General features: G+C 75.3%; 19 protein-coding genes and 2 pseudogenes. 10 read left to right on the top strand and 11 right to left on the bottom strand.

The genetic code is table 11. From position 1 onward, the window contains the following. Positions 1-42 precede the first annotated feature (42 nt). From VR45_RS26220 to VR45_RS26190, 7 genes are all read right to left on the bottom strand, one after another. Positions 43-1,014, bottom strand: a complete 972-nt coding sequence (locus VR45_RS26220; RefSeq protein WP_052709386.1) for a DMT family transporter — start codon at positions 1,012-1,014, stop codon at positions 43-45. Positions 1,015-1,114: 100 nt separating this feature from the next. Beyond that, positions 1,115-1,492: a hypothetical protein gene (locus VR45_RS26215; RefSeq protein ID WP_045942304.1), complete on the bottom strand. Its 378-nt coding sequence runs from the start codon at positions 1,490-1,492 to the stop codon at positions 1,115-1,117. A 158-nt stretch (positions 1,493-1,650) separates the two neighbouring features. Then, a complete protein-coding gene (locus tag VR45_RS26210) occupies positions 1,651-3,465 on the bottom strand; it encodes a condensation domain-containing protein (protein WP_052709385.1) in 1,815 nt (604 codons plus the stop codon). Positions 3,466-3,545: 80 nt separating this feature from the next. After that, entirely contained in the window at positions 3,546-4,217 is a 672-nt protein-coding gene (locus VR45_RS26205; RefSeq protein ID WP_052709384.1) for a 4'-phosphopantetheinyl transferase superfamily protein, read from the bottom strand. A 71-nt stretch (positions 4,218-4,288) separates the two neighbouring features. After that, positions 4,289-5,110 (bottom strand): hypothetical protein, encoded by an 822-nt coding sequence (locus VR45_RS26200; protein WP_052709383.1) that lies wholly within the window; start codon positions 5,108-5,110, stop codon positions 4,289-4,291. Positions 5,111-5,113: 3 nt separating this feature from the next. Continuing rightward, a complete protein-coding gene (locus VR45_RS26195) occupies positions 5,114-5,404 on the bottom strand; it encodes an acyl carrier protein (protein WP_052709382.1) in 291 nt (96 codons plus the stop codon). A 118-nt stretch (positions 5,405-5,522) separates the two neighbouring features. Then, the gene (locus VR45_RS26190; RefSeq protein WP_045942303.1) at positions 5,523-6,455 is read right to left on the bottom strand and encodes a 3-oxoacyl-[acyl-carrier-protein] synthase III C-terminal domain-containing protein; all 933 of its coding nucleotides are present in this window, start codon (positions 6,453-6,455) and stop codon (positions 5,523-5,525) included. 147 nt (positions 6,456-6,602) lie between these two features. Between VR45_RS26190 and VR45_RS26185 the strand changes: the two genes are divergently transcribed. The 5 genes and pseudogenes from VR45_RS26185 to VR45_RS26170 all read left to right on the top strand — a co-directional run bounded on the left by VR45_RS26185 (position 6,603) and on the right by VR45_RS26170 (position 9,983). Next, positions 6,603-6,902, top strand: a complete 300-nt coding sequence (locus tag VR45_RS26185; RefSeq protein WP_159394359.1) for a hypothetical protein — start codon at positions 6,603-6,605, stop codon at positions 6,900-6,902. Further along, on the top strand, positions 6,899-8,095 hold the full coding sequence (locus VR45_RS26180) for a glycosyltransferase (RefSeq protein WP_045942301.1): 1,197 nt from the start codon (positions 6,899-6,901) through the stop codon (positions 8,093-8,095). The genes VR45_RS26185 and VR45_RS26180 overlap by 4 nt, the downstream gene beginning before the upstream one ends. A gap of 175 nt (positions 8,096-8,270) precedes the next feature. Then, positions 8,271-8,651: pseudogene (locus VR45_RS50645) on the top strand (ATP-binding cassette domain-containing protein); the annotation flags it as partial. Between the two features lie 355 nt (positions 8,652-9,006). Next, positions 9,007-9,186 carry a DUF4162 domain-containing protein gene (locus VR45_RS49025; protein ID WP_353612716.1) on the top strand — a complete coding sequence of 60 codons (180 nt, stop codon included), beginning with the start codon at positions 9,007-9,009 and terminating at the stop codon, positions 9,184-9,186. 32 nt (positions 9,187-9,218) lie between these two features. Beyond that, the gene (locus VR45_RS26170; protein WP_045942300.1) at positions 9,219-9,983 is read left to right on the top strand and encodes an ABC transporter permease; all 765 of its coding nucleotides are present in this window, start codon (positions 9,219-9,221) and stop codon (positions 9,981-9,983) included. 310 nt (positions 9,984-10,293) lie between these two features. Here VR45_RS26170 and VR45_RS26165 read toward each other — a convergent pair whose 3' ends face one another. From VR45_RS26165 to VR45_RS26150, 4 genes are all read right to left on the bottom strand, one after another. Next, positions 10,294-11,667 (bottom strand): PLP-dependent aminotransferase family protein, encoded by a 1,374-nt coding sequence (locus VR45_RS26165; protein ID WP_078896843.1) that lies wholly within the window; start codon positions 11,665-11,667, stop codon positions 10,294-10,296. Then, positions 11,664-12,605 carry an alpha/beta hydrolase gene (locus VR45_RS26160; RefSeq protein WP_045942299.1) on the bottom strand — a complete coding sequence of 314 codons (942 nt, stop codon included), beginning with the start codon at positions 12,603-12,605 and terminating at the stop codon, positions 11,664-11,666. The genes VR45_RS26165 and VR45_RS26160 overlap by 4 nt, the downstream gene beginning before the upstream one ends. 118 nt (positions 12,606-12,723) lie before the next feature. Further along, on the bottom strand, positions 12,724-13,497 hold the full coding sequence (locus tag VR45_RS26155) for a methyltransferase domain-containing protein (RefSeq protein ID WP_045942298.1): 774 nt from the start codon (positions 13,495-13,497) through the stop codon (positions 12,724-12,726). Positions 13,498-13,603: 106 nt separating this feature from the next. Further along, entirely contained in the window at positions 13,604-14,689 is a 1,086-nt protein-coding gene (locus VR45_RS26150; RefSeq protein ID WP_045942297.1) for an alpha-hydroxy acid oxidase, read from the bottom strand. A gap of 211 nt (positions 14,690-14,900) precedes the next feature. Here VR45_RS26150 and VR45_RS26145 point away from each other — a divergent pair, with 211 nt between their 5' ends. The 5 genes and pseudogenes from VR45_RS26145 to VR45_RS26125 form a co-directional block, all read left to right on the top strand. Further along, the gene (locus tag VR45_RS26145; RefSeq protein WP_234326175.1) at positions 14,901-16,325 is read left to right on the top strand and encodes a long-chain fatty acid--CoA ligase; all 1,425 of its coding nucleotides are present in this window, start codon (positions 14,901-14,903) and stop codon (positions 16,323-16,325) included. 223 nt (positions 16,326-16,548) lie between these two features. Further along, positions 16,549-16,824: an acyl carrier protein gene (locus VR45_RS26140; protein ID WP_030393194.1), complete on the top strand. Its 276-nt coding sequence runs from the start codon at positions 16,549-16,551 to the stop codon at positions 16,822-16,824. Further along, positions 16,821-17,087: an acyl carrier protein gene (locus VR45_RS26135; protein WP_234326173.1), complete on the top strand. Its 267-nt coding sequence runs from the start codon at positions 16,821-16,823 to the stop codon at positions 17,085-17,087. The genes VR45_RS26140 and VR45_RS26135 overlap by 4 nt, the downstream gene beginning before the upstream one ends. Further along, positions 17,084-18,208, top strand: a complete 1,125-nt coding sequence (locus VR45_RS26130; RefSeq protein ID WP_045942295.1) for a beta-ketoacyl synthase N-terminal-like domain-containing protein — start codon at positions 17,084-17,086, stop codon at positions 18,206-18,208. The genes VR45_RS26135 and VR45_RS26130 overlap by 4 nt, the downstream gene beginning before the upstream one ends. Beyond that, positions 18,205-18,624 (top strand): annotated as a pseudogene (locus VR45_RS26125) (hypothetical protein); the annotation flags it as partial. The gene VR45_RS26130 and the pseudogene VR45_RS26125, both read left to right, overlap by 4 nt.

Below are 18,624 nucleotides of genomic sequence, written 5' to 3'. Positions count from 1 at the left end.
GGCGTGGACGGGCGTCGTCCGTGGCGTCCGTGGCGTCCGTGGTCATGGCACCTGCCGCTCTGTGCGCGCCTCGCCGTCCGTTTTGTCCGGCAAATCACCTTTGCATGGCGGAGCCGTTCGGGCGACCCGGATGGGCCCCGCGCCGGACGCCGACGGGACCGGCCCGGCGGACGCCGACGGGACGCCCAGCTCGGACTCCACCTCGCCGAACCGGGACAGTACGAAGGTGCCGCCGACCGCCACCACGAAGCCGGTCAGCGCGCACCAGGCATAGCCGGGCCTGGCGGTGTCACCGAGCGCCACCACCCCGACCAGCGCCGGGCCGAAGGTCTCCGACACGGTCCCGGCGGCGGTCACCGCCGTCACCGTGCCGCGCTGGAGGGCCAGCGCATAGGCGAGGTACCCGCCGAGGCCGCCCAGCGCCAGCCCGTACGCGGCCGGGTCGGTGAACACGTCGAGCGGCCCGGAGACGTCGAGGACCCGGACCGCGAGGCTGGTGACCCCGAAGCCGACCCCCGCCAGCAGGCCGAGGCCGACCGCCGCCGCATTCCCGGTGCGGCGGGCGAGGACGAACGTGAGCAGCAGCATCAGCCCGGTGGTGGCGAGCAGCGCCCAGTGGAACGCGGCCGGCGCGTGGTCGCGGCCCGCGCGCCCGGAGCCGAGGGCCAGCAGGGTCAGTCCGACCACCACCGCGGCGATGCCCAGCAGGTCGGCGCGGTGCAGCCGGGCCCCGAGCAGCCGGGCGGCGGCGAGCGCGGTGACGGCGAGGCTGGCGTTGGTGACGGCCTGGACCAGGAACAGTGGCAGGGTGCGCAGGGCGACGATGCTCAGGGCGAAGCCCGCGATGTCCAGACCGGTGCCGAGCAGGAACCGCCAGGACCGGAGCAGGGCGGCCAGCAGGCCGACCCGCACCCGGTCCGCGGGCGGCGTCTCCCGTGCGCCGCCCGCCTGGAACACCGAGCCGAAGCCGAAGCAGACGGTGGCGACCAGGGCGGTGGTGAGTCCGAGCAGCATGGCCCTCCCGGCGTCGGGGGCGCCCCGGGAGCCGGGGCCCGCCCCCAGTCTCCGCCGGGCCCGGCCGGGCCGCAGCGGGGAGGACCGCTACCGGTAGGGGTCAGCCCTCGGCCGGGCGCCCCGCGGCGGCGGCGAGCACACCGTTGGCCACCGGTACCGCGAGCAGCAGGGCGATCGCGCCGATCAGCCCCGTCCCGGCGGCGTCCGGGAGCACGCGGTCGGCCACCGCCGCGGCGAGGACGGCCACCGCGCCAAGGGCGGCGACGCCGGCCAGCACTCCGCGCAACCGGCGCGGCGGGCGTTTGCGGTCGTACTCGACCGCGACCCCGACGGCTCCGACGGCGCTGAGGGCCCAGGGGAGGTCACGCAGCCACCCCTCCCCCAGCAGCAGCCACACCGCCAGGCCGAGCAGGCAGGCGAACACGACGCCCAAGATCTCGGCCACCACCGTCGCCGCCACCATGTCCCGGACGTGCATGTTCCTCCCCCTCCGCTCGCCCCTCCCGGGAGGCTACCCCGGGAGGAGCGCGTACGGTACGGGGCCGAATGCGCCGCGTGAGCGCGGGGCGGGCGTTCCGGGGGAGGAACGGCGGCGGCCCGGAACGGGCTCCTACTCCGCGACCGCCGCACGGGTTCCTACTCCGCGACCGCCGCCTCCGCGCGGCCCGAGCCCTCCGCATGGGCGGGGAGGGTCGGCCAGGTGAGGAGCGGCAGCGGGCCGGGGTGGTGGTGGACGGCGTAGTGGTGCGGGGCCATCGCGGTCTCGCGGCCGGGGAGGGCGGCGACGACCGCGTGGTGCGCGGCGGCGGGGGTGAGGTCCTGGTCGGTGGTGGCGATCCGGGCGGTGAGCCGGCCGTCCTGGTGGCCGAGGTCGACCGCCGTCGCCCGCGTGCCGAGGGCGTCGGCGACCAGGGCGCGGACGGCCGCGAGGTCGATCCAGTCGGCGCCGATCCGCTGCCAGTCGCCGGTGCGGGTGGCGGGGCTCAGGCCGCTGAGGGCGGCCAGCTCGGTGAGCGGCAGCGGTCCTGCGGCGGCGGCCGCGAGGACGGCGGGGACGGCGCGGGCGAAGCGCTCGGCGTCGGCGCGCTCGAACACCTGGGGGCAGGCCAGCAGGGCGAACTCCAGGCTGCCGGCGGTGCGCAGGATGTTGAGCATCAGGCGCACCGGCAGCGGCTGGTCCGGCAGCCACTGCACCTCGGGGTCGGCGGTGGGGGCCGGGCGGGCGTCGGAGAGGGTCTCGGGGATGGCGAGGCTGAGGTCGTTGACGACGATCTGGCGGGCGAAGCGGGCGCCGCGCCGCTCGGCGACGTCCTCCACCAGCTGCCAGACCTTGTCGGCGTTGAGCGTGCTGTGCCAGTAACCGGTGAAGGAGGCGACCTTGGTACGGCCGATCAGGGCGTCCAGGTCGTCGTCCGCGGCGGAGGGGCCGACCTCCAGGGCGATCAGGGCGTCCTGGGCCAGGGTGCCGATGTGGTCGGCGAGGGCGGAGCGCTGGCGGTTCGCCGACAGGGCCGAGATCACCAGGTCGGTGCGGGCGGCGCGGTGCGCGGCGAGGGCGGCGAAGACGGCGAGCAGGACGGCCGAGGGGCCGGCGGCGGTGCGGCGGCAGACCGCTTCGAGGTCGGCGGCGGCGGTCCGGGAGCGCAGCAGCAGGGCGGCCGTCCCCTCGGCCGCGCCGGGGGTCATGCCGTCGACGGAGAAGGAGCTCGACGGTCCGGCGGTGAGGACGCTCTCCCAGTGCTTGAGCGCGGCCGCCGTCTTGCGGCGCCCCTGGGGGCTCTGCTCCAGGGCGGCCAGTTCGAGCGGGGTGCGGGAGCCGGCCGGCGGCAGCTGCGCCCCGGCGGCGAGGGCCAGCCAGTCGCGGATGAGCAGCGTGACCGCGACGCCGTCGACCCCGGCGTGGCAGCCCACCACGACCAGCCGGTGTACGAGTCGGCCCTCGGTGAGCAGGGTGAAGCGCAGCCGCGGGGCGGCGGTCAGGTCGAAGGGCACGGCGACGTCGGCCCGGCCCAACTCGTCGGCGAGGGCGTCGATCCCGGCGCCGTCGCGGTCGCCGACGGGGACCAGGGCGACGGTGAACTCGCCCTCGGCGCGCACCTCCTGGCGTTCGGGGAAGCCGTCCTTGCCGGGGCCGGGCGGGAAGACGGTGCGCAGCGACTCGTGCCGTTCCAGCAGCGCGCGCAGGGCGTCGACGGCGGTGGCGACGGTGGTGCCCTCGGGGACGGGCCAGACCGACTCGCGGTTGATCTGTTCGGGCCGGTCGCGCCCGATGCAGCGGAGCATGTTGTCCTGGCCGAGGGTGAGCGGTCCCGAGCCGCCGCCCACGCCGTGGAAGCGGGCCGTGATCAGGCCCTCGGTCTCGGTCACGTCGTGCGTCATCACGTCGGTCGCGCCCTTCGGTTCGCAGGTCTGGGCGAGGTGCGGTCGGGACGCTACCAGCGGGCCGATCATGTGGTCCAGACCAGAAATCTGGGATACCGGCGGGTCCCCCCGGCTTCCCTGATGCTTCGTCAACTACCTGACATGGCAGGTCAAACGGGTGGAGACCAGATCCTTCGGCGGACGGTGGCCGGGCCGGCGCCGACGGCGGCCAGCGCGGCCCGGAACCGGCCGGGGGCGGGCACGTCCTCGACCCGGCAGGGGCCGGGGCCGAGCGCGCCGGGGTCGGCGAGCAGTACCGGCGACGGCCCGTCCAGCGGCAGCCCGAAGCCCTGGACCAGCCGCCCGCCGTACGCCTTGACGCACGCCTCACGGCGGCACCAGAGCACGGTGAAGCGCCCGGCCGGGTCCGGGTCGGCGGCGACCGACTCGACCTCGTCGGCCGGGAAGTAGCGCCGGGCCATCCGCACCGCGACCCGCGCGTCGCGGACCTCCTCGACGTCCACCCCGACGGCGCGCCCCTCGGTGAGGGCGACGGCCGCGAGGGCGCCGGAGGCGGAGTGGTTGACGGCGAGGCCGTCGATCCCGGGCTTGCCGTGCGGGCCGTAGCGCCAGACCAGCCGCGCGGGGTCACGGCCGAGCCGGGCGCCGGCGAGCAGGCGCACGGCGCCGTGGGCGACGGTGAACCGTCGCCCGAAGCGCCGGTCCGGGCCGTCCGCGCGGGCGCGTTCGGCCGGGTCGAGGAGTTCGCGCAGGACGCGGACCACCGACTCGGGCTGGTCGGTGGGGATCAGCCACACGTCGACAGTGTCGGTGCGGCCCACCGGAGCAACGGGATCGACGGAAGCATCAGGAGCGGCGGGACCGGTGCCGGCCGGGGCCGCACCGGGTCCGGTCATGACGGCGGACCCGCGCGCAGGGTCAGGGTGGAGAGCACGCCGAGCCTCGGGTCGAAGTCGGCCAGCAGCACGGGTCGCCGCTCGGCCCGCCAGTCGGGCAGCCGGTCGGCGAGCGCCGACCACAGTCCGGTGAACGGCTGGCCGGCGGGGACACGGACGGCGTCCAGGCCCGGCACCTCCAGCCCGGCGGCGAGCAGGACGGCCGCCTCCTCCCCCAGCGCCTTCGCCTGTCGGCGGACCTCCTCCGCCACCGACTCGGCCGAGCCGACCATCACGCCACTTTCCTGACGAACCGTCAATTCCTCGCCGGGCAAAGTCTCGCAGACCAGGACGACGGCGCAGTGCCGGTCCGGCAGGATGACCGGTTCGGGCGGCCGGTGGTGCAGGGCGGTCTGCTCGGCGAGAACGACCACCGCGCGCCGGGCGACGCCGGTCCGCTGGTACGCGAGGGCGGCACGCAGCGCGGCGAACGCCCCGGCGGTGCCCTGGTCGCAGAGCGCGAGCGCGGTGGGCGTGCCCGCGCAGGAGCGGCTGAGCGCGAGCGAGGTGGGCGCACCGGGCCGGACGTCGGGCGAGTCGAAGGCCTGGATCAGTACGTCCGCCGGCTCGTCCGGTCCGAGCGCCTCGGTGAGCAGGCCGGCGGCCAGTTCCTCGTAGGCGTGCCCGACCCCTTCGGCCAGCAGGTCCTCGCGCAGCGGCAGGCCGTACGGGCGGACCAGGTCGGCGACGAAGACCCGCAGGTCGGGGTCGAGGGAGAGTTCGGAGCGGCCGTCGGCGTACCGCGTCAGCACCCGGGTGAGACCCGGGGCGGCGGCCACCGGTCAGTCCTCGGCGATGATGTGCGCGGCGACGTAGTCGGCCAGGTTGGTGACCGAGCGCAGGTCGTCCTCGGTGATCTGCTCGACGTCGACCTGGATGTCGAGCGCCTCCTCGACCTCGAGGATCAGCTCGATGGTGCCGGCCGAGGTGAGGCCGAGGTCGTCGAAGAGGCAGGCGTTCTCGGGGATCTCGAACGGGTCCCGCTTGAGGACGCGCGGGATCAGCTCGCCGAGGCTGTGCAGGATCCGGACGCGCAGCTCGGTGTCGGTGGTCTGGACCACTTGGTCGGACATGGGTGGGACCGTCCCGTCGTGCGTGGTGGAGTGGGGCGGAGCGGCCGAAGGACCGGCGCCCGGGGGAAGGGAAGAAGGACCGGGGAGGACGGGCCGACGGCGGGTCGGCCGTCCGGCGTCAGTGCTCGACGACCATGGCGGAGAAGGTCGCTCCGATACCGGCGGCCGCGACGAGGTAGCGGTCGCCCCGTTCGAGCAGCCCCCGCGTGGTGGCGGTGTGCAGATTGATGAGGCCGTCCGCAGCGAAACTGTGCCCCACCGACGTCACGTTGTCCAGCACCACCTTCCCGATCGGGAAGCCGATCCGGCGCGCGATCGTGCGCCAGGAAGCCTGGTTGACGTTGTGCGGGAGCAGCAGCGCCAGGTCGGAGAGGTCCAGACCTGCCTGGTCGAGGGCGGCCTCGATCGCCTCGACCATCACATCCGGGTACTCCCGCTGGTAGCGGGCCAGCAGATCCTGGTCCTCGGCCAGCCGGCCGTCGAACTCGGGGCGCTGGCGCACCGCGTAGGACAGCACCCGGTCGTGTTCGCCGCCGGCGCTGACCAGACAGGCGGCCGCGCCCTCGGCGAAGATGCCGGTCTCGGGCACCACCTGGGCGTCCTTGGTGAAGGTCTTCTCCCCCGCGAGCACCAGGGCCAGCGCCTGCGGATCGGGATCCCCGGCGAGCAGGCGTCCGGCCAGGTCGACGGCCAGCAGGCCGACGGCGCAGGCGTGGTGGGTCACGGTGAAGGCCTGGGCGTGGCCGAGGCCGTAGCGGTGGAGCAGGTCGTGCAGGGGGTTGAGCGGGTACGGCACGGCCACCGGCATGCTGCGCGCGTGGATCACGAAACGGATGTCCCGTTCGCGTCCGCGCAGCTCCGGAAGGGCGTCGACGGCGGCGCCGAGCAGGTCGGGCAGCTTCCCGTCCGGGTCCAGTCGCAGCTGGTCCAGGCCGTGGAAGCGGCGGAAGAGTCGAAGTTGACGTGGGGTCAGGCCCAGGCGCTCGCCCACTGCCTCGATGGGCACGGTGTGGTGGGGGAGGTGGACGGCCACTGCCTCCAGTGCGGTCACGCGGGCTAGTATTCCCACGCCCGACGGGTCCGCACAAGTGATCTCGGGCGGTTGCGGCGCACAGTCCGCACAGCTCACCCCACGGAACGCGCAGGCCAAGTGCCGCCGTCCCCCCGCCCCCGCGTCGTCGAGCCGGTGGAGTCCCTGATGAACGATCGTGAACGTCCCGTCCCCGTACCGCCGGTCCGCCCGGCCCTGGTCGCACTGCTGGCGGAGGCCGCACAGGCACCGCCCGGCTGGGCCGCCGGCGTGACCGGGCAGTCCCGGCTGGACGGGGACCTGCTGCTGGACGAGACCGAGCTCGCCGCACTGCACGAGGGCCTGCGCCGGAGCTTCGGCCCGTCGGTGGACCTCGCCGCGCTGCGGGCCGGCCTCGACCTGGCCGCGCTGGAGGCCCTCACCGTCGCCGACGTCGAGCGGCTGCTGCCCGCGGAGGACGCCCGATGAGCCGCTTCCTGCTGGTGGTCCCGCCGCTGACCGGGCACGTCAATCCGACCGTGGGCCTGGCCCGGGAGCTGGTGGCGCGCGGCCACGAGGTGGCCTGGACCGGCACCGAGACGGCGCTGCGCCCGCTGCTCGGGCCGGACGCGACGGTGTTCGGCACCGGCACCCGGGCGTTCCGGGCGCAGGGCGGGCACGGGCTGGCCGCCGTCCGCTCGCTGTGGGAGGGCTTCATCGTCCCGTACGCGCGGTTCACCACCAAGGCGCTGGACGCGGCGGTGCGGGAGTTCCGCCCGGACGCGCTGCTGGTGGACCAGCACACCCCGGCCGGGGCGCTGGTGGCGCACCGGCACCGGCTGCCCTGGGGCACGCTGGCGCCGGGGGCGATGGAGCTGGGGCGGCCGTTCCGGGGGCTGCCGCTGCTGGAGGAGTGGATGACCGGCCTGCTGCTGGGCCTGTGGCGGCGGGCCGGACTGCCCGAGGAGGAGTACGTCGACCCGCGTTTCTCCCCCGCCCTGGTGCTCGCCTTCACCGGTCCGGCGCTGACCGGCGCCGGATCGGGCACGCCCGATTCAGTCCCGGCGCACCATGCCGCCGTCGGGCCGGTGCTGACGGACCGGCCGGCCGATCCGGTGTTCCCCTGGGAGCGGCTGCTGCCGGGACGGCGCCGGGTACTGGTCACCATGGGCACCCTGTCCGGCGAGCTCGGCGCGGACTTCCTGGCCCGGGCGGTGCGGGCGCTGGAGCTGTGCGGGCCGGACGTGCAGCCGGTGTTCGCGGCGCCCGGCGGACTGCTGCCCGAACTGCCCGGTGACGCGGTGGCGGTGGACCGGGCGCCGGTGCTGGAGCTGATGCGGCGCGGGGTGCTGGACGCGGTGCTGTGCCACGGCGGGATGAACACCGTCGGCGAGGCCCTGGCGCACGGACTGCCACTGGTCACGGCGCCGATCCGGCACGACCAGCCGTTCGTGGCGGCCCAGGTGGCGGCCGCCGGGGCGGGACTGCGGGTGCCGTTCGCCCGGGTGACGCCGGATCACCTGGCGGCGGCCCTGCGGAGCGTGCTGGACGAGCCCGGGTACCGGGCGGCGGCCGCCCGGGTCGGGGCGGAACTGCTCGCCGGCGGTGGGGCCGCGGTGGCCGCCGACCGGGTGGAGGCACTGGTCACACCGGGTGCCCCTTGGGCCAATCCATTGGTCTAGGCCATTGTTTCCGGGGTGCCGAAGCCCCTAGGGTGGCCCGCAGCACCACTTCCCAGGTGTCCCGCGCGCCGCCTTCCGGCGCCCCGGCAACCCCATCCCCGCACGGGAGTTCTGGTTGATCGAGACCAAGGGGCTCAGAAAGTCCTACCCCTCCAAGAAACGCGGCCAGCCCCCCGTGGACGCCGTCCGAGGCATCGACCTCGACGTCGCCCCGGGTGAGATCTTCGGTTTCCTCGGCCCCAACGGCGCCGGGAAGACCACCACCCTGCGGATGCTCGCCACCCTGATCCGCCCCGACGGCGGCGAGGCCCGGATCGCCGGGGCCGACCTGTTCGCCGACCCCGCCGAGGTCCGCCGCCGGATCGGCTACGTCGCCCAGGGCGGCGGCACCACCGACGCCGTCACCGCGCGCGAGGAACTCGTGATGCAGGCGCGGCTGCACGGCACCGGCAAGGCCGAGGCCGTGCGCCGCGCCGACGAGGCGCTCAAGGCCTTCGAGCTCACCGAGTTCGCCGACCGGCCGTGCCGCACCTACTCCGGCGGCCAGCGCCGCCGGGTGGACATCGCGCTCGGCGTCATCCACTCGCCCAAGGTGCTGTTCCTGGACGAGCCCACGGTGGGCCTCGACCCGGCCAGCCGCGGCCACGTCTGGACCGAGATCCGGCGGCTGCGCGGCGAGGGCATGACCGTCGTCGTCACCACGCACTACCTCGACGAGGCCGACGCGCTCTGCGACCGGGTCTCCATCGTCGACCACGGCGGCATCGTCGCCGAGGGCACACCGGAGACGCTCAAGCGCGAGATATCCGGCGACGTCGTGCTCATCGGCCTCGGCGCCGGGGAGGCCGAACGGGCCGCCAAGGCCCTGCGCGAGCAGCCCGGCCTGCCGGAACTGCACCGTCTGGAACCGTCTGGAACAACGCGGCGACGACGGCCTGCGGCTCTACCTGGACGACGGCGCGGCCGCCGTCCCGCACCTGCTGCGCGCCCTCGACGGGGCGGGCGTCACCACCGGCACCGTGCAGCTGCAACGCCCCAGCCTGGACGACGTGTTCCTGGCCCGCACGGGCCGCTCCATCGAGCAGTCCTGACCCTCACCTCCGAACCCCGAGGAGGGGCTCCGATGAAGCTCGCCCGCGACACCTGGCTGGTCTTCCAGCGCCAGCTGCTGCTGATGTGGCGGACCCCGGTCTGGATCGCCGTCGGCGTGATCCAGCCGATCTTCTACCTGCTGCTGTTCGCACCGCTGCTCAAGCAGGTGCTGGCGCCGATGGGCGCGACCACCTACGCCGAGGCCTACCAGATCTACGTGCCGGGCCTGTTGGCGGTGCTGTGCATCTTCGGCGGCCTGTACACCGGCTTCAGCCTGCTCGGCGAACTGAAGGCCGGCATCATCGAGCGGGCCCGGGTGACCCCGGTCAGCCGGCTCGCGCTGCTGCTCGGCCGGGCGCTGCGGGAGGTGGTGGCGCTGCTCGTCCAGGCGGTGATCATCACGCTCATCGCGCTGCCGTTCGGCCTGCGGGTCGGCCCGCTGGACCTGCTGCTGGCCTTCCTGCTGATGGGCCTGCTCGCACTGATGACCTCGGCGATCTCGTACGGGATCGCGCTGGTACTGCCGGCCGACGAGGCGATGGCGCCGGTGGTGAACACCCTCGCCCAGCCGATCGCGCTGCTCTCGGGGGTGCTGCTGCCGCTGGCGCTGGCGCCGATGTGGCTGCAGACGGTGGCCAAGTGGAACCCCTTCTACTGGGCCGTGGAGGGCATGCGCGCGCTGTTCTCGGGCCATGTCGGGGACAGCGTGGTCTGGCAGGGGCTGCTGGTGGTCGCCGTGATGACGGTGGCGGCCGTGTACTGGTCGGCCCGGCTGTTCTCGACCCGGGTGCGCTGAACGAGGCGTGGGGCGATGGGTCCTCGGATCCACGAAAGAAAGACAGAGAGGCAGAGAGACAGAGGGACGGGAGGCGGGCGGGCCGGGCCGGAGGGGATCCGGTCGGCCCGCCTTCCGGCCTTCCCGCGCCCGGCCCCGGCCCCGGACCCGCCCGCCGCTTCCTCAACGTGCTTCGGACGGTGGCCGGTTGTGGGGCCGGACGCGACGGGTGACCGCGGGCCGCTGACGCCCCCGGTCGGCAGCCACCGGGAGACACGACGACGGCGGTGCCCCTTTGCTCGAAGGGGCACCGCCGTCGTGCGTGAGCGGGCTACCCGGCCGTCCCGGCCCCTGCCCCCGCCCCGGCCCCCGCCCGCAGGAAGCCCGCGAGCCTGGCCACGCCCTCCGCGATCCGCTCGGGCGTCAACGAGCTGATGGAGAGCCGCAACCGGTGCTCCCCGCCCCCGGCCGGGTAGAACGGCGCCATCGGCGTCCACAGCACGCCGAAGTCCCGCGCGCAGCGCTCCATCGCCGCTTCGTCGGCCGCGAACGCCACCGTGAGCACGGCGAAGAACCCGCCCTCCGGCAGGTTCCAGGAGACGCCCAGACGGTCCCGCTCGGCAGCCGGGAGCTGCCGCTCCAGCTCGGCCAGCAGCGCCCCCATCGCAGCCGCGTAGTGCGCCGTCGCGGGGGCGTTGGCGGCCCGCAGCCGGCAGTCGTGGGTCAGCAGCATCCCGCCGATCACGGCCTGGCTGAGGGCCGGGGTGTTGACCGTCGTCATGCTCTTCAGCTTGGCGATCTCGTCGGCCAGCAGGGTGCGCCGGCCGCCCGGACCGGTCACCTCCTGGTCGGCGACCAGATAGCCGAGCCGCGCGCCGGGGAAGCAGGTCTTGGCGAAGGAGCCCAGGTAGACGACCCGGCGGTGGCGGTCGAGCGCCTTCAGGGTGGGCCGGGCGCCGATGTCCCGGGCGAAGAACCCGTACGGGTTGTCCTCCACGATCAGCAGGCCCTCCTCGGCGGCCGTCTCCAGCAGCCGGGTCCTGGCGGCCACCGGCATCGAGGTGCCGGAGGGGTTGGCGAAGTCCGGCACCACGTACAGGGCGCGCGGGCGCCGGCCGGTGGCACGGACCTCCCGCGCGGCGGCGCGGACGGCCTCCGGGTCAGGCCCGCCCTCCGGCCCCTCGGGGACCGGCACCGTGGTCAGGTCGAGCAGCCGGGCGGCCCCGGTGACGCCGACGTAGCAGGGCGAGCTGACCAGCAGCACGTCGTCGGGGCCCGCGCAGAGCGCCCGCAGCGTCAGCAGCATGCCCTCCTGGGCGCCGACGGTCAGCACCAGCGCCTCGGGGGCCACGGTGAGGCCCTCGTCGTGGGCCAGCGTGCGGGCGACCAGGTCGTTGATGATGCCCTTGGTCGGGCCGTACTGGAACAGCGTGGTGCGGATCGCGTCGCGGTCCAGGCCGGTGGCCGCCAGGTGGTCGAGGTAGGCGTCCAGGTAGGCGGGCACGTCCTCGGGCTCGAAGAAACCCTCGTAGGGGCGGCCGGGGGCGAAGGAGATCGCCTGCGGGTAGCGGGTGGTGACCTCGTTCAGGAAGGTCATCGCGTCCAGCAGCGGGTCCGCGAGCGAGCCGTGCAGTTCTTCGAGCGGGAGCGTGACGGGCCCGGCGGCGGCCACCGCCGCCGGGGACGGAACGGCCGGGGCGCTCACGCGAGTGCCTCGCGCAGCCGCGCGGCCGCGTACGCCTGGGCCTCGGCGGCGCCCTCCAGGGTGCCGGTCATGGCGAAGAAGCCGTGCGGCATGCCCTCCCAGCGGCGCAGCTCCACCGGCACCCCGGCCGCGCGCAGCGCCTCGGCGTACTGCTCGCCCTCGTCGCGCAGCGGGTCGTACTCGGCGGTGACGACGGTGGCGGGGGGCAGGCCGGTCAGGTCCGGGGCCCGCAGCGGGGAGGCGTGCGGGTGCTCGCCGTCGGCCGGGTCGGCCAGGTAGTTGCCCCAGTACCAGGCGACCGAGCGGCGGTTGAACAGCGCCGGGTCGTCGTGCTCGCGCAGCGACGGGGTGTCGGCGCGGGCGTCGGTGTTGGGGTAGACGAGCAGCTGGTGGCGCAGCGCGGGGCCGCCCCGGTCGCGGGCGAGCAGGGCGAGCACGGCGGCGAGGTTGCCGCCCGCGCTGTCGCCGGCGACGGCGAGGCGTTCGGTGTCCAGGCCCAGTTCCTGCCCGTGGGCGGCGAGCCAGTCGGCCGCGGCGGCGCAGTCCTGGACGGCGGCGGGGAAGGGGTGTTCGGGGGCCAGCCGGTAGCCGACGGAGGCGGTGGCGCAGCCGACGGCGTTGGTCAGCGCGCGGCAGATCGCGTCGCTGGTGTCGGGCGAGCCGAGGGTCCAGCCGCCGCCGAACAGGTAGAGCAGGACGGCCGGGCGGCGGCCGTCGGCGGGCGGTGCGGGCCGGTAGAGCCGGAGCGTGAGCTCGCCGCCGGGGCCGGGGAGGTGGTGCTCCTCGACGGCTTCGACCGGTTCGGGCGTGCCCGCGGCGGCGCGGATGTCGGCGAGGTCGGCGGCGCGGGCCTCGGCCACGGTGAGGCGGTAGAGCGGGGGCGTGCCGGCGCTCGCGCGGCGGTCGCGCAGGGCCTGGGCCTGGGGGTGCAGGGGCATCGGGGTTCCTCGGGGCGGCGGTCGGCCGCGGCGGCGGCCGGCGGTCGGGTGGGCAGCCGGTTCGGCGGTGGCCGGTCGGGCGGCCGGGGCGGCGGTCGCCGGTCGGGCGGCCGTCGGGTCAGCGGTCGGCCTCGACGTAGACGGTCTCGTCGGTGCGGAAGGCGGTGTCCAGGTCGGCGACGTCACCGCGGACGCCCTCGCGGTAGGCGCAGTGGCGGATCCGCGCCTGCTCGAAGCCGGCCTCGGTGAGGACGTGCCGCAGTTCGTCCAGATCGTAGATCCACTGGTGACCGTAGTACCGGAAGATCTGGTTGACCAGGAACGCCGGGCGCTGCGGCATCGGCGGGCCGAAGCCCATGGTGCTGAGCCGGCGGTGGTGCTTGGCGAGGAAGCCGTCGCCCTTGGCGTAGCCGTTCAGGTAGCGGGCCAGGTCGGGGGTGGTGATCCGCAGGACGCCGCCGGGGCGCAGGACCCGTCGGGCCTCGCGCAGCCAGCCGATCGCCACCGGCATGGTGACGTGCTCGATCAGGTGCTCGGCGTACACCCAGTCGACGCTGGCGTCGGCGAAGGGCAGCGGGCGGGAGATGTCGAGCTGGGTGAACCAGCGGTCGCCGTCGACCCGGTAGAGCGTGCCGGGCTCGGTGGCGGTGTCGGGGCCGCGGAGCGCGGTGAGGTCGGTGCCGAGGCCGCCCGGGTGGGCGGTCCTGAAGGCCGCGAACTCGATGCCGGTCAGGCCCAGGGCGGTGAAGTCCTGGTGGTCGAACGGGAGTCCGCCGTCGGCCGGTTCGAGGCTGCGGCAGGTGGCGACGTCGGCGCTGAAGCGGTCGAGCTGCTCGGCGAGGCCGTCGGGGTCCTCCCAGTCCCAGCCGGGGAAGGCGTCCTGTCTGTTCATGGTCTCGGTCTTTCGGTCGCGGCGGTCGGGGCGGAGGTCGGTTCAGCGGTCGCGGCGGCGGTCGGGGCGGTGCTTGCCAGGTCGGGGGCGGTGGGTGCGCGCACGGTCAGACCGGCCAGGGTGCGAGGGCGGTGCGGTCCAGGTCCGCTACCGAGGGGCGGCCCAACAGGGCCATGGTGTGCTCCAGTTCGTCGCGCAGCAGGTCGAGGACCTGCCCGACGCCGGCCTCGCCGCCGGTGGCCAGGCCCCAGAACGCGGGACGGCCGACCAGGACGGCGCGGGCGCCCAGGGCGAGCGCGACGGCGATGTCGGCGCCGCTGCGGACACCGCCGTCGAGCAGCGCCGGGATGTGCGGCGGCAGGGCGTCGACGACCTCGGGCAGCGCGGCGAGGGCGGGCAGCACGCCGTCGAGTTGACGGCCGCCGTGGTTGGAGACCACGACCGCGTCCACGCCGTGGTCGGCGGCGCGGCGGGCGTCCTCGGCGGTCAGCACGCCCTTGAGGACCAGCGGCAGCCGGCTGCGTTCGCGGAGCCAGGCGAGGTCGGCCCAGGTCAGGGTGGGGTCGAACTGCTCCCTGGCGTGCTCGGCGATGCCCGAACTCCCTTGGCCCGCGTGGTGGCTGGCGGCCATCAGGGCGGGGTCGAGGTTGACCGCGCGGATCTCCGGCGGGACGGCGAAGCCGTTGCGCAGATCGCGCAGCCGGCGGCCGATCCGGGGGGCGTCGACGGTGAGCAGCAGGGCCCCGTAGCCGGCCGCCTCGGCGCGTTCGACCAGGGCGGCGAGGGCCTCCCGGCGGCGCAGCCAGTAGAGCTGGAGCCAGAGCGGGCCGGTGGCGGCCTCGGCGATGTCCTCCAGGGTGCGGCTGGCGAAGATTCCGGCGACGAGCAGCGCACCGGCCTTTCCGGCCGCCCGAGCGGTCGCTGTTTCCCCGTCCGGATGGACCAACCGGTGGTAGGCCATCGGGGCAATTCCCACCGGGAGTTGCAGCGTGGTGCCGAGCAGATCGACGGCCGGGGCGCACACGGAGACGTCGACGAGCGCGCGCGGGCGGAACGCATGGCGTCCGAACATTTCCCGGTTCGCCGCCAGGGTGCGTTCCGCGCCACTGCCGCCTTCGACGAAGTCCCAGATTTCCGGGGCAAGTTGATCGCGCGCCGCGCGTTCGATCCCGGCCAGCGTGAGTGGTGCCACGGGCGTCCTCGTTCCCGGACCGGCCGCGTTCGGACCGGCCCACGGATCGGCAGCGTAGGAGGTCTGGACCTGATTGGTATAGACCTTGATTTGACCAATCGTCTGTGCAATCGTCTGGCAACGGAATTGGACGTATTGCCTGGTGCCGACGACGGCCCGGGAAAGTAGCGACCAAGTGTCCATGACAAATCTCCTCACGTGTGGAGTGGCGTTGACCGGCTTTTCCTCTTCTTCACCGGCGCCCTTCTCACCCCCGCACGCCGATGCTCCCGCCGACTGGGTCGACCGGGTGCTGCTGGCCGGACCCGGGGGTGAGGAGTGCCTCCGCTTCGGCACACCCGTCGACCGCGACGCCCTGCGCGCGCTGGTCGCCGAGCAGACCGAACGACTGGCCTCGGCCGGGCTCGGCCCGGGCGGCACCGCCGCCCTGCGGCTGCCGCCCTCGCTGGGCTTCGTCGCCGTGCTCCTGGCCGCCTGGCGGCTGGGCGCCCAGGTGGCACTGCTCGACCACCGGCTGACCGAGCACGAGGTCGAGCAGGCGGTCGCCCGGCTGCGCCCGCAGGTGCTGGTCGGCTCCGCCGGGCGGCCCGCGGCGTCCGCCCTGCGCGGCTACTCCGTGGTCGACCCGGTGGCCGTCGCACGGCCCGACGGCCGCCCCGCCGGGACCGGTCACGCGCTGGTCCAGCTCAGCTCGGGCTCCACCGGCCCGGCCAAGGTGATCGCCCGCACCGCGAGCGATCTGGTCCGCGAACTCGACTGCTACAGCAGGCTGGTGGACTTCCCCGGCGAGGGCGAGCGGGTGGTGCTGCTGTCCTCGGTGGTGCACGTGCTCGGCCTGGTCGGCGGGCTGCTCAACAGCCTCCACGCGCGCGCCCCGCTCACCGTCCCGGACCGGATGACGGCGGCGGGCATCCTCGGCACGGTCGCCGCCGACGACCGTCCGACCACCGTGATCGGGGTGCCGTTCCACGCCGAACTGCTGGCCGGCGCGGCCGATCCACCGCAACTCCCGCAGCTGCGGAGGATGGTGGTCGCCGGCGAACTGGTCCGGCCCGGCCTGGCCGAGAGCTTCACCGCCCGCTACGGCGTGCCGCTCGGCACCATGTACGGGATGACCGAGCTCGGGGTGATCGCCACCGACCTGGACGGCACCCTGCATCCGGCCAAGCAGCCCGTGCACGGCATGGAACTGCGGCTCGTCGACGGCGAACTGCGGCTGCGCACCGCCGCCTCCCCCTACCCCGGGCTCGACGACCCGACCCGCTGGGCGGACGGCTGGCTGCACACCCGTGACGCCGCCACCCTCGACCCCGGCACCGGCCGGGTCACCGTACTCGGCCGCCGGGACTCGCAGGTCTCGATCGGCGGCCTCAAGGTCGACCTCACCGAGGTCGAGCAGACCCTCGCCGCCCTCCCCCACGTCCGGGAGGCCGTCGTGGTCTTCGACGAGGGCGCGATCGAGGCCTACCTCTCCGCCGAGGACGGCGCCGACCGGGCACTCGTCCAGGACGGGCTCGCCCGGCAGTTGGCCGCCTACAAGCGGCCGCGCCGGCTCGCCTTCCTCCCCCAGCTCCCCCGTACCGCCACCGGCAAGCTGCTGCGCGACCCGGCCGCCCTGCGCGCCGCCGCCGGCTGAACCGGGCGCGCCGCGACCCGGCGCGCCCGCCCGCATGCCACCCCACGCCACCGGCCGGGACCTCGCGCCCCGGCCGCCACGAACCACCCGGAAGGGCCGGGCGGGATTCCCCTGCGGGCAGCCACGGCCTGCCCGCAGGTACCCGAGTCCGCCCCGAAGGGCCGTTTTCCCCTCCCCGACGACCCCGTGCGCACCGCCTGCGCCCGGGCACAAGGAGCACACCATGCAGGACCGCATCCGCGCGTTCGTCCTCGCCGCACTGGCCGAGATGCAGTACGACGTCGAGGGCGTCACCGGCGACACCGACCTCGGCCCGGCCGGCCTGGACCTGGAGTCGCTCGCCCTCGCCGACCTCTCGGTCCAGGTCGAGGACGAGTTCGGGGTCAAGTTCGACCTCGACGAGATGGAGACCACCGCGCTGATGACGCTCGACCAGTTCACCGCCGACGTCGAGGCCCGGATCACCGCCGCCACCGCCACCTCGGGCAGCCCGGCGTGACCGACCTCGCCCGCCCCGACCGGGCCGAGGTCCTGGAGATGCTCGCGGCGTTCGGGCAGCGCGCCGCCGAGGACGTGCCCGACGAGCTCGGCTCACTCGAACTCACCTGGCTGATAGCCGAGTTCGAGCAGCGGTACGGCATCGAGCCGGACCTCGACGACGAGGCCTTCGAGGCCGTCCGGACGGTGGACGACGCCGTCGCGGTGTTCCGCGCCGCCGTCACCGCGGGAGCCGCAGGAGCCGCGGGGGCCGCGCGGCCATGAACCGCCACGCCCCGACCGCCGTCCGGCCCGTGGTGACCGGCGTCGGCGTGCTCAGCGCCGCCGGCGAAGGGACCACCGCGCTCGCCGAGGCCGTCGTGCACGGCAAGGCCGCGTTCGGCCCGGTCACCCGGTTCGACGTGTCCGCCCGCCGCACCACCCGCGCCGCGCTGCTGCCCGAACCGCGCCCGCTCGCCGACGCGGTGCTCGCCGCCGTCGGCCAGGCCTGCCGCCGGGCCGGCCTCGACCCGGCTGCCGACCCCGACGGCGGCCCGCCCGTGCTGCTCGCCCTCCACAGCGACCGGCACACCCGGGCCACCCTCGCCGAGGTCTCCGCCGGGACCACCGCCCGCTGGGGCGGCCCCGGGGTCCTGCGCGCCTACACCGGCGCCTGCGTGGCGGCCGGAACCGCCGTCGCCGACGCCGCCCAACTGGTCGCCACCGGCCGTCGGCCCCGGGTCCTGGTCGCCGCCGGGCACCTGGTCGAACCGGGCGTCTTCGCCGCCTTCGACGCCGGCCGGGCGCTCGCCCGGGACGGCGAGCTGCGCCCGTTCAGCACCGGCCGCAGCGGCACCCTGCTCGGTGACGCGGCGGTCGCCGTCCTGGTCGAGGCCGAAACGGAGGCCGAACGGCGCGGCGCCCCCGTACTGGCCCGGCTGGCCGGCTGGGGCCGGGCCGGCGACGCCCACCACGTCTGCCGCCCCGAACCCGACGGCGACGGCGTGGCCCGGGCGATCGTGGCCGCGCTCGGCCGGGCCGGCATCGCGCCCGAGGACGTCGACTACGTCAACGCCAACGGCACCGGGTCAACCCTCTCCGACCACGCCGAGGCCCTCGCCCTGCGACGGGTCTTCGGCGGGCACACCGACCGACTGCCGGTCAGCTCCAGCAAGGCCGTGCACGGCCACGCCCTGGAAGCCTCGGCACTGCTCGAACTCGTGGTCACCATCGGCGCGTTGACCGACGGACTGCTGCCGGTCAACGCCGGCTGGCTGGGCCCGGACCCGGAGATCGGGCTGGACCTCGTCCTGGACGGCCCCCGCACCGCCCGGCCGCGCTACGCGCTCACCCTCAACTCCGCCTTCGGCGGCGCCAATACCGCACTCCTGGTGGCCGCCCGATGACCGCGCTGCGCATCCTCGCCGAGGCCGCCTGGCCCGACCCCGACGCCCCCGGGCCCGAGCAACTGCCGCCGCTGCCCGGCTTCTCCGCGTCCACCTTCAACCCGCTGGTCGCCGAGACCGCCGAGCGCTGCCTGCGCGCCCACCACGGCACCGCCCCCGCGCCCGGCCGGACGGCACTGCTGCTGGCCAGCGCGAGCGGCGACCTCGCCACCGCCCGGGCCATCGAGGAGGCCGCCGCCGACACCGCCCGGCGGATGCCCCCACTGCTGTTCTTCCAGTCCAACCCGAACGCCGTGCTCGGCCACATCGCCGCCCGCTGGGGCCTGACCGGCCCCGTGGTGGCGATCTGCCCGAGCCAGCCCCCGCCACCCGGCCGGGTCCCCCAGGACGCGCTGGAGCTGGCGGAGCTGCTGCTC

The sequence above is a fragment of the Streptomyces sp. NRRL S-495 genome, from assembly GCF_000966955.1.
GTDB lineage: Bacteria > Actinomycetota > Actinomycetes > Streptomycetales > Streptomycetaceae > Kitasatospora > Kitasatospora purpeofusca.
The sequence above is the reverse complement of the archived record's forward strand: the minus strand, read 5'-3'. Positions and strand labels throughout refer to the sequence as shown.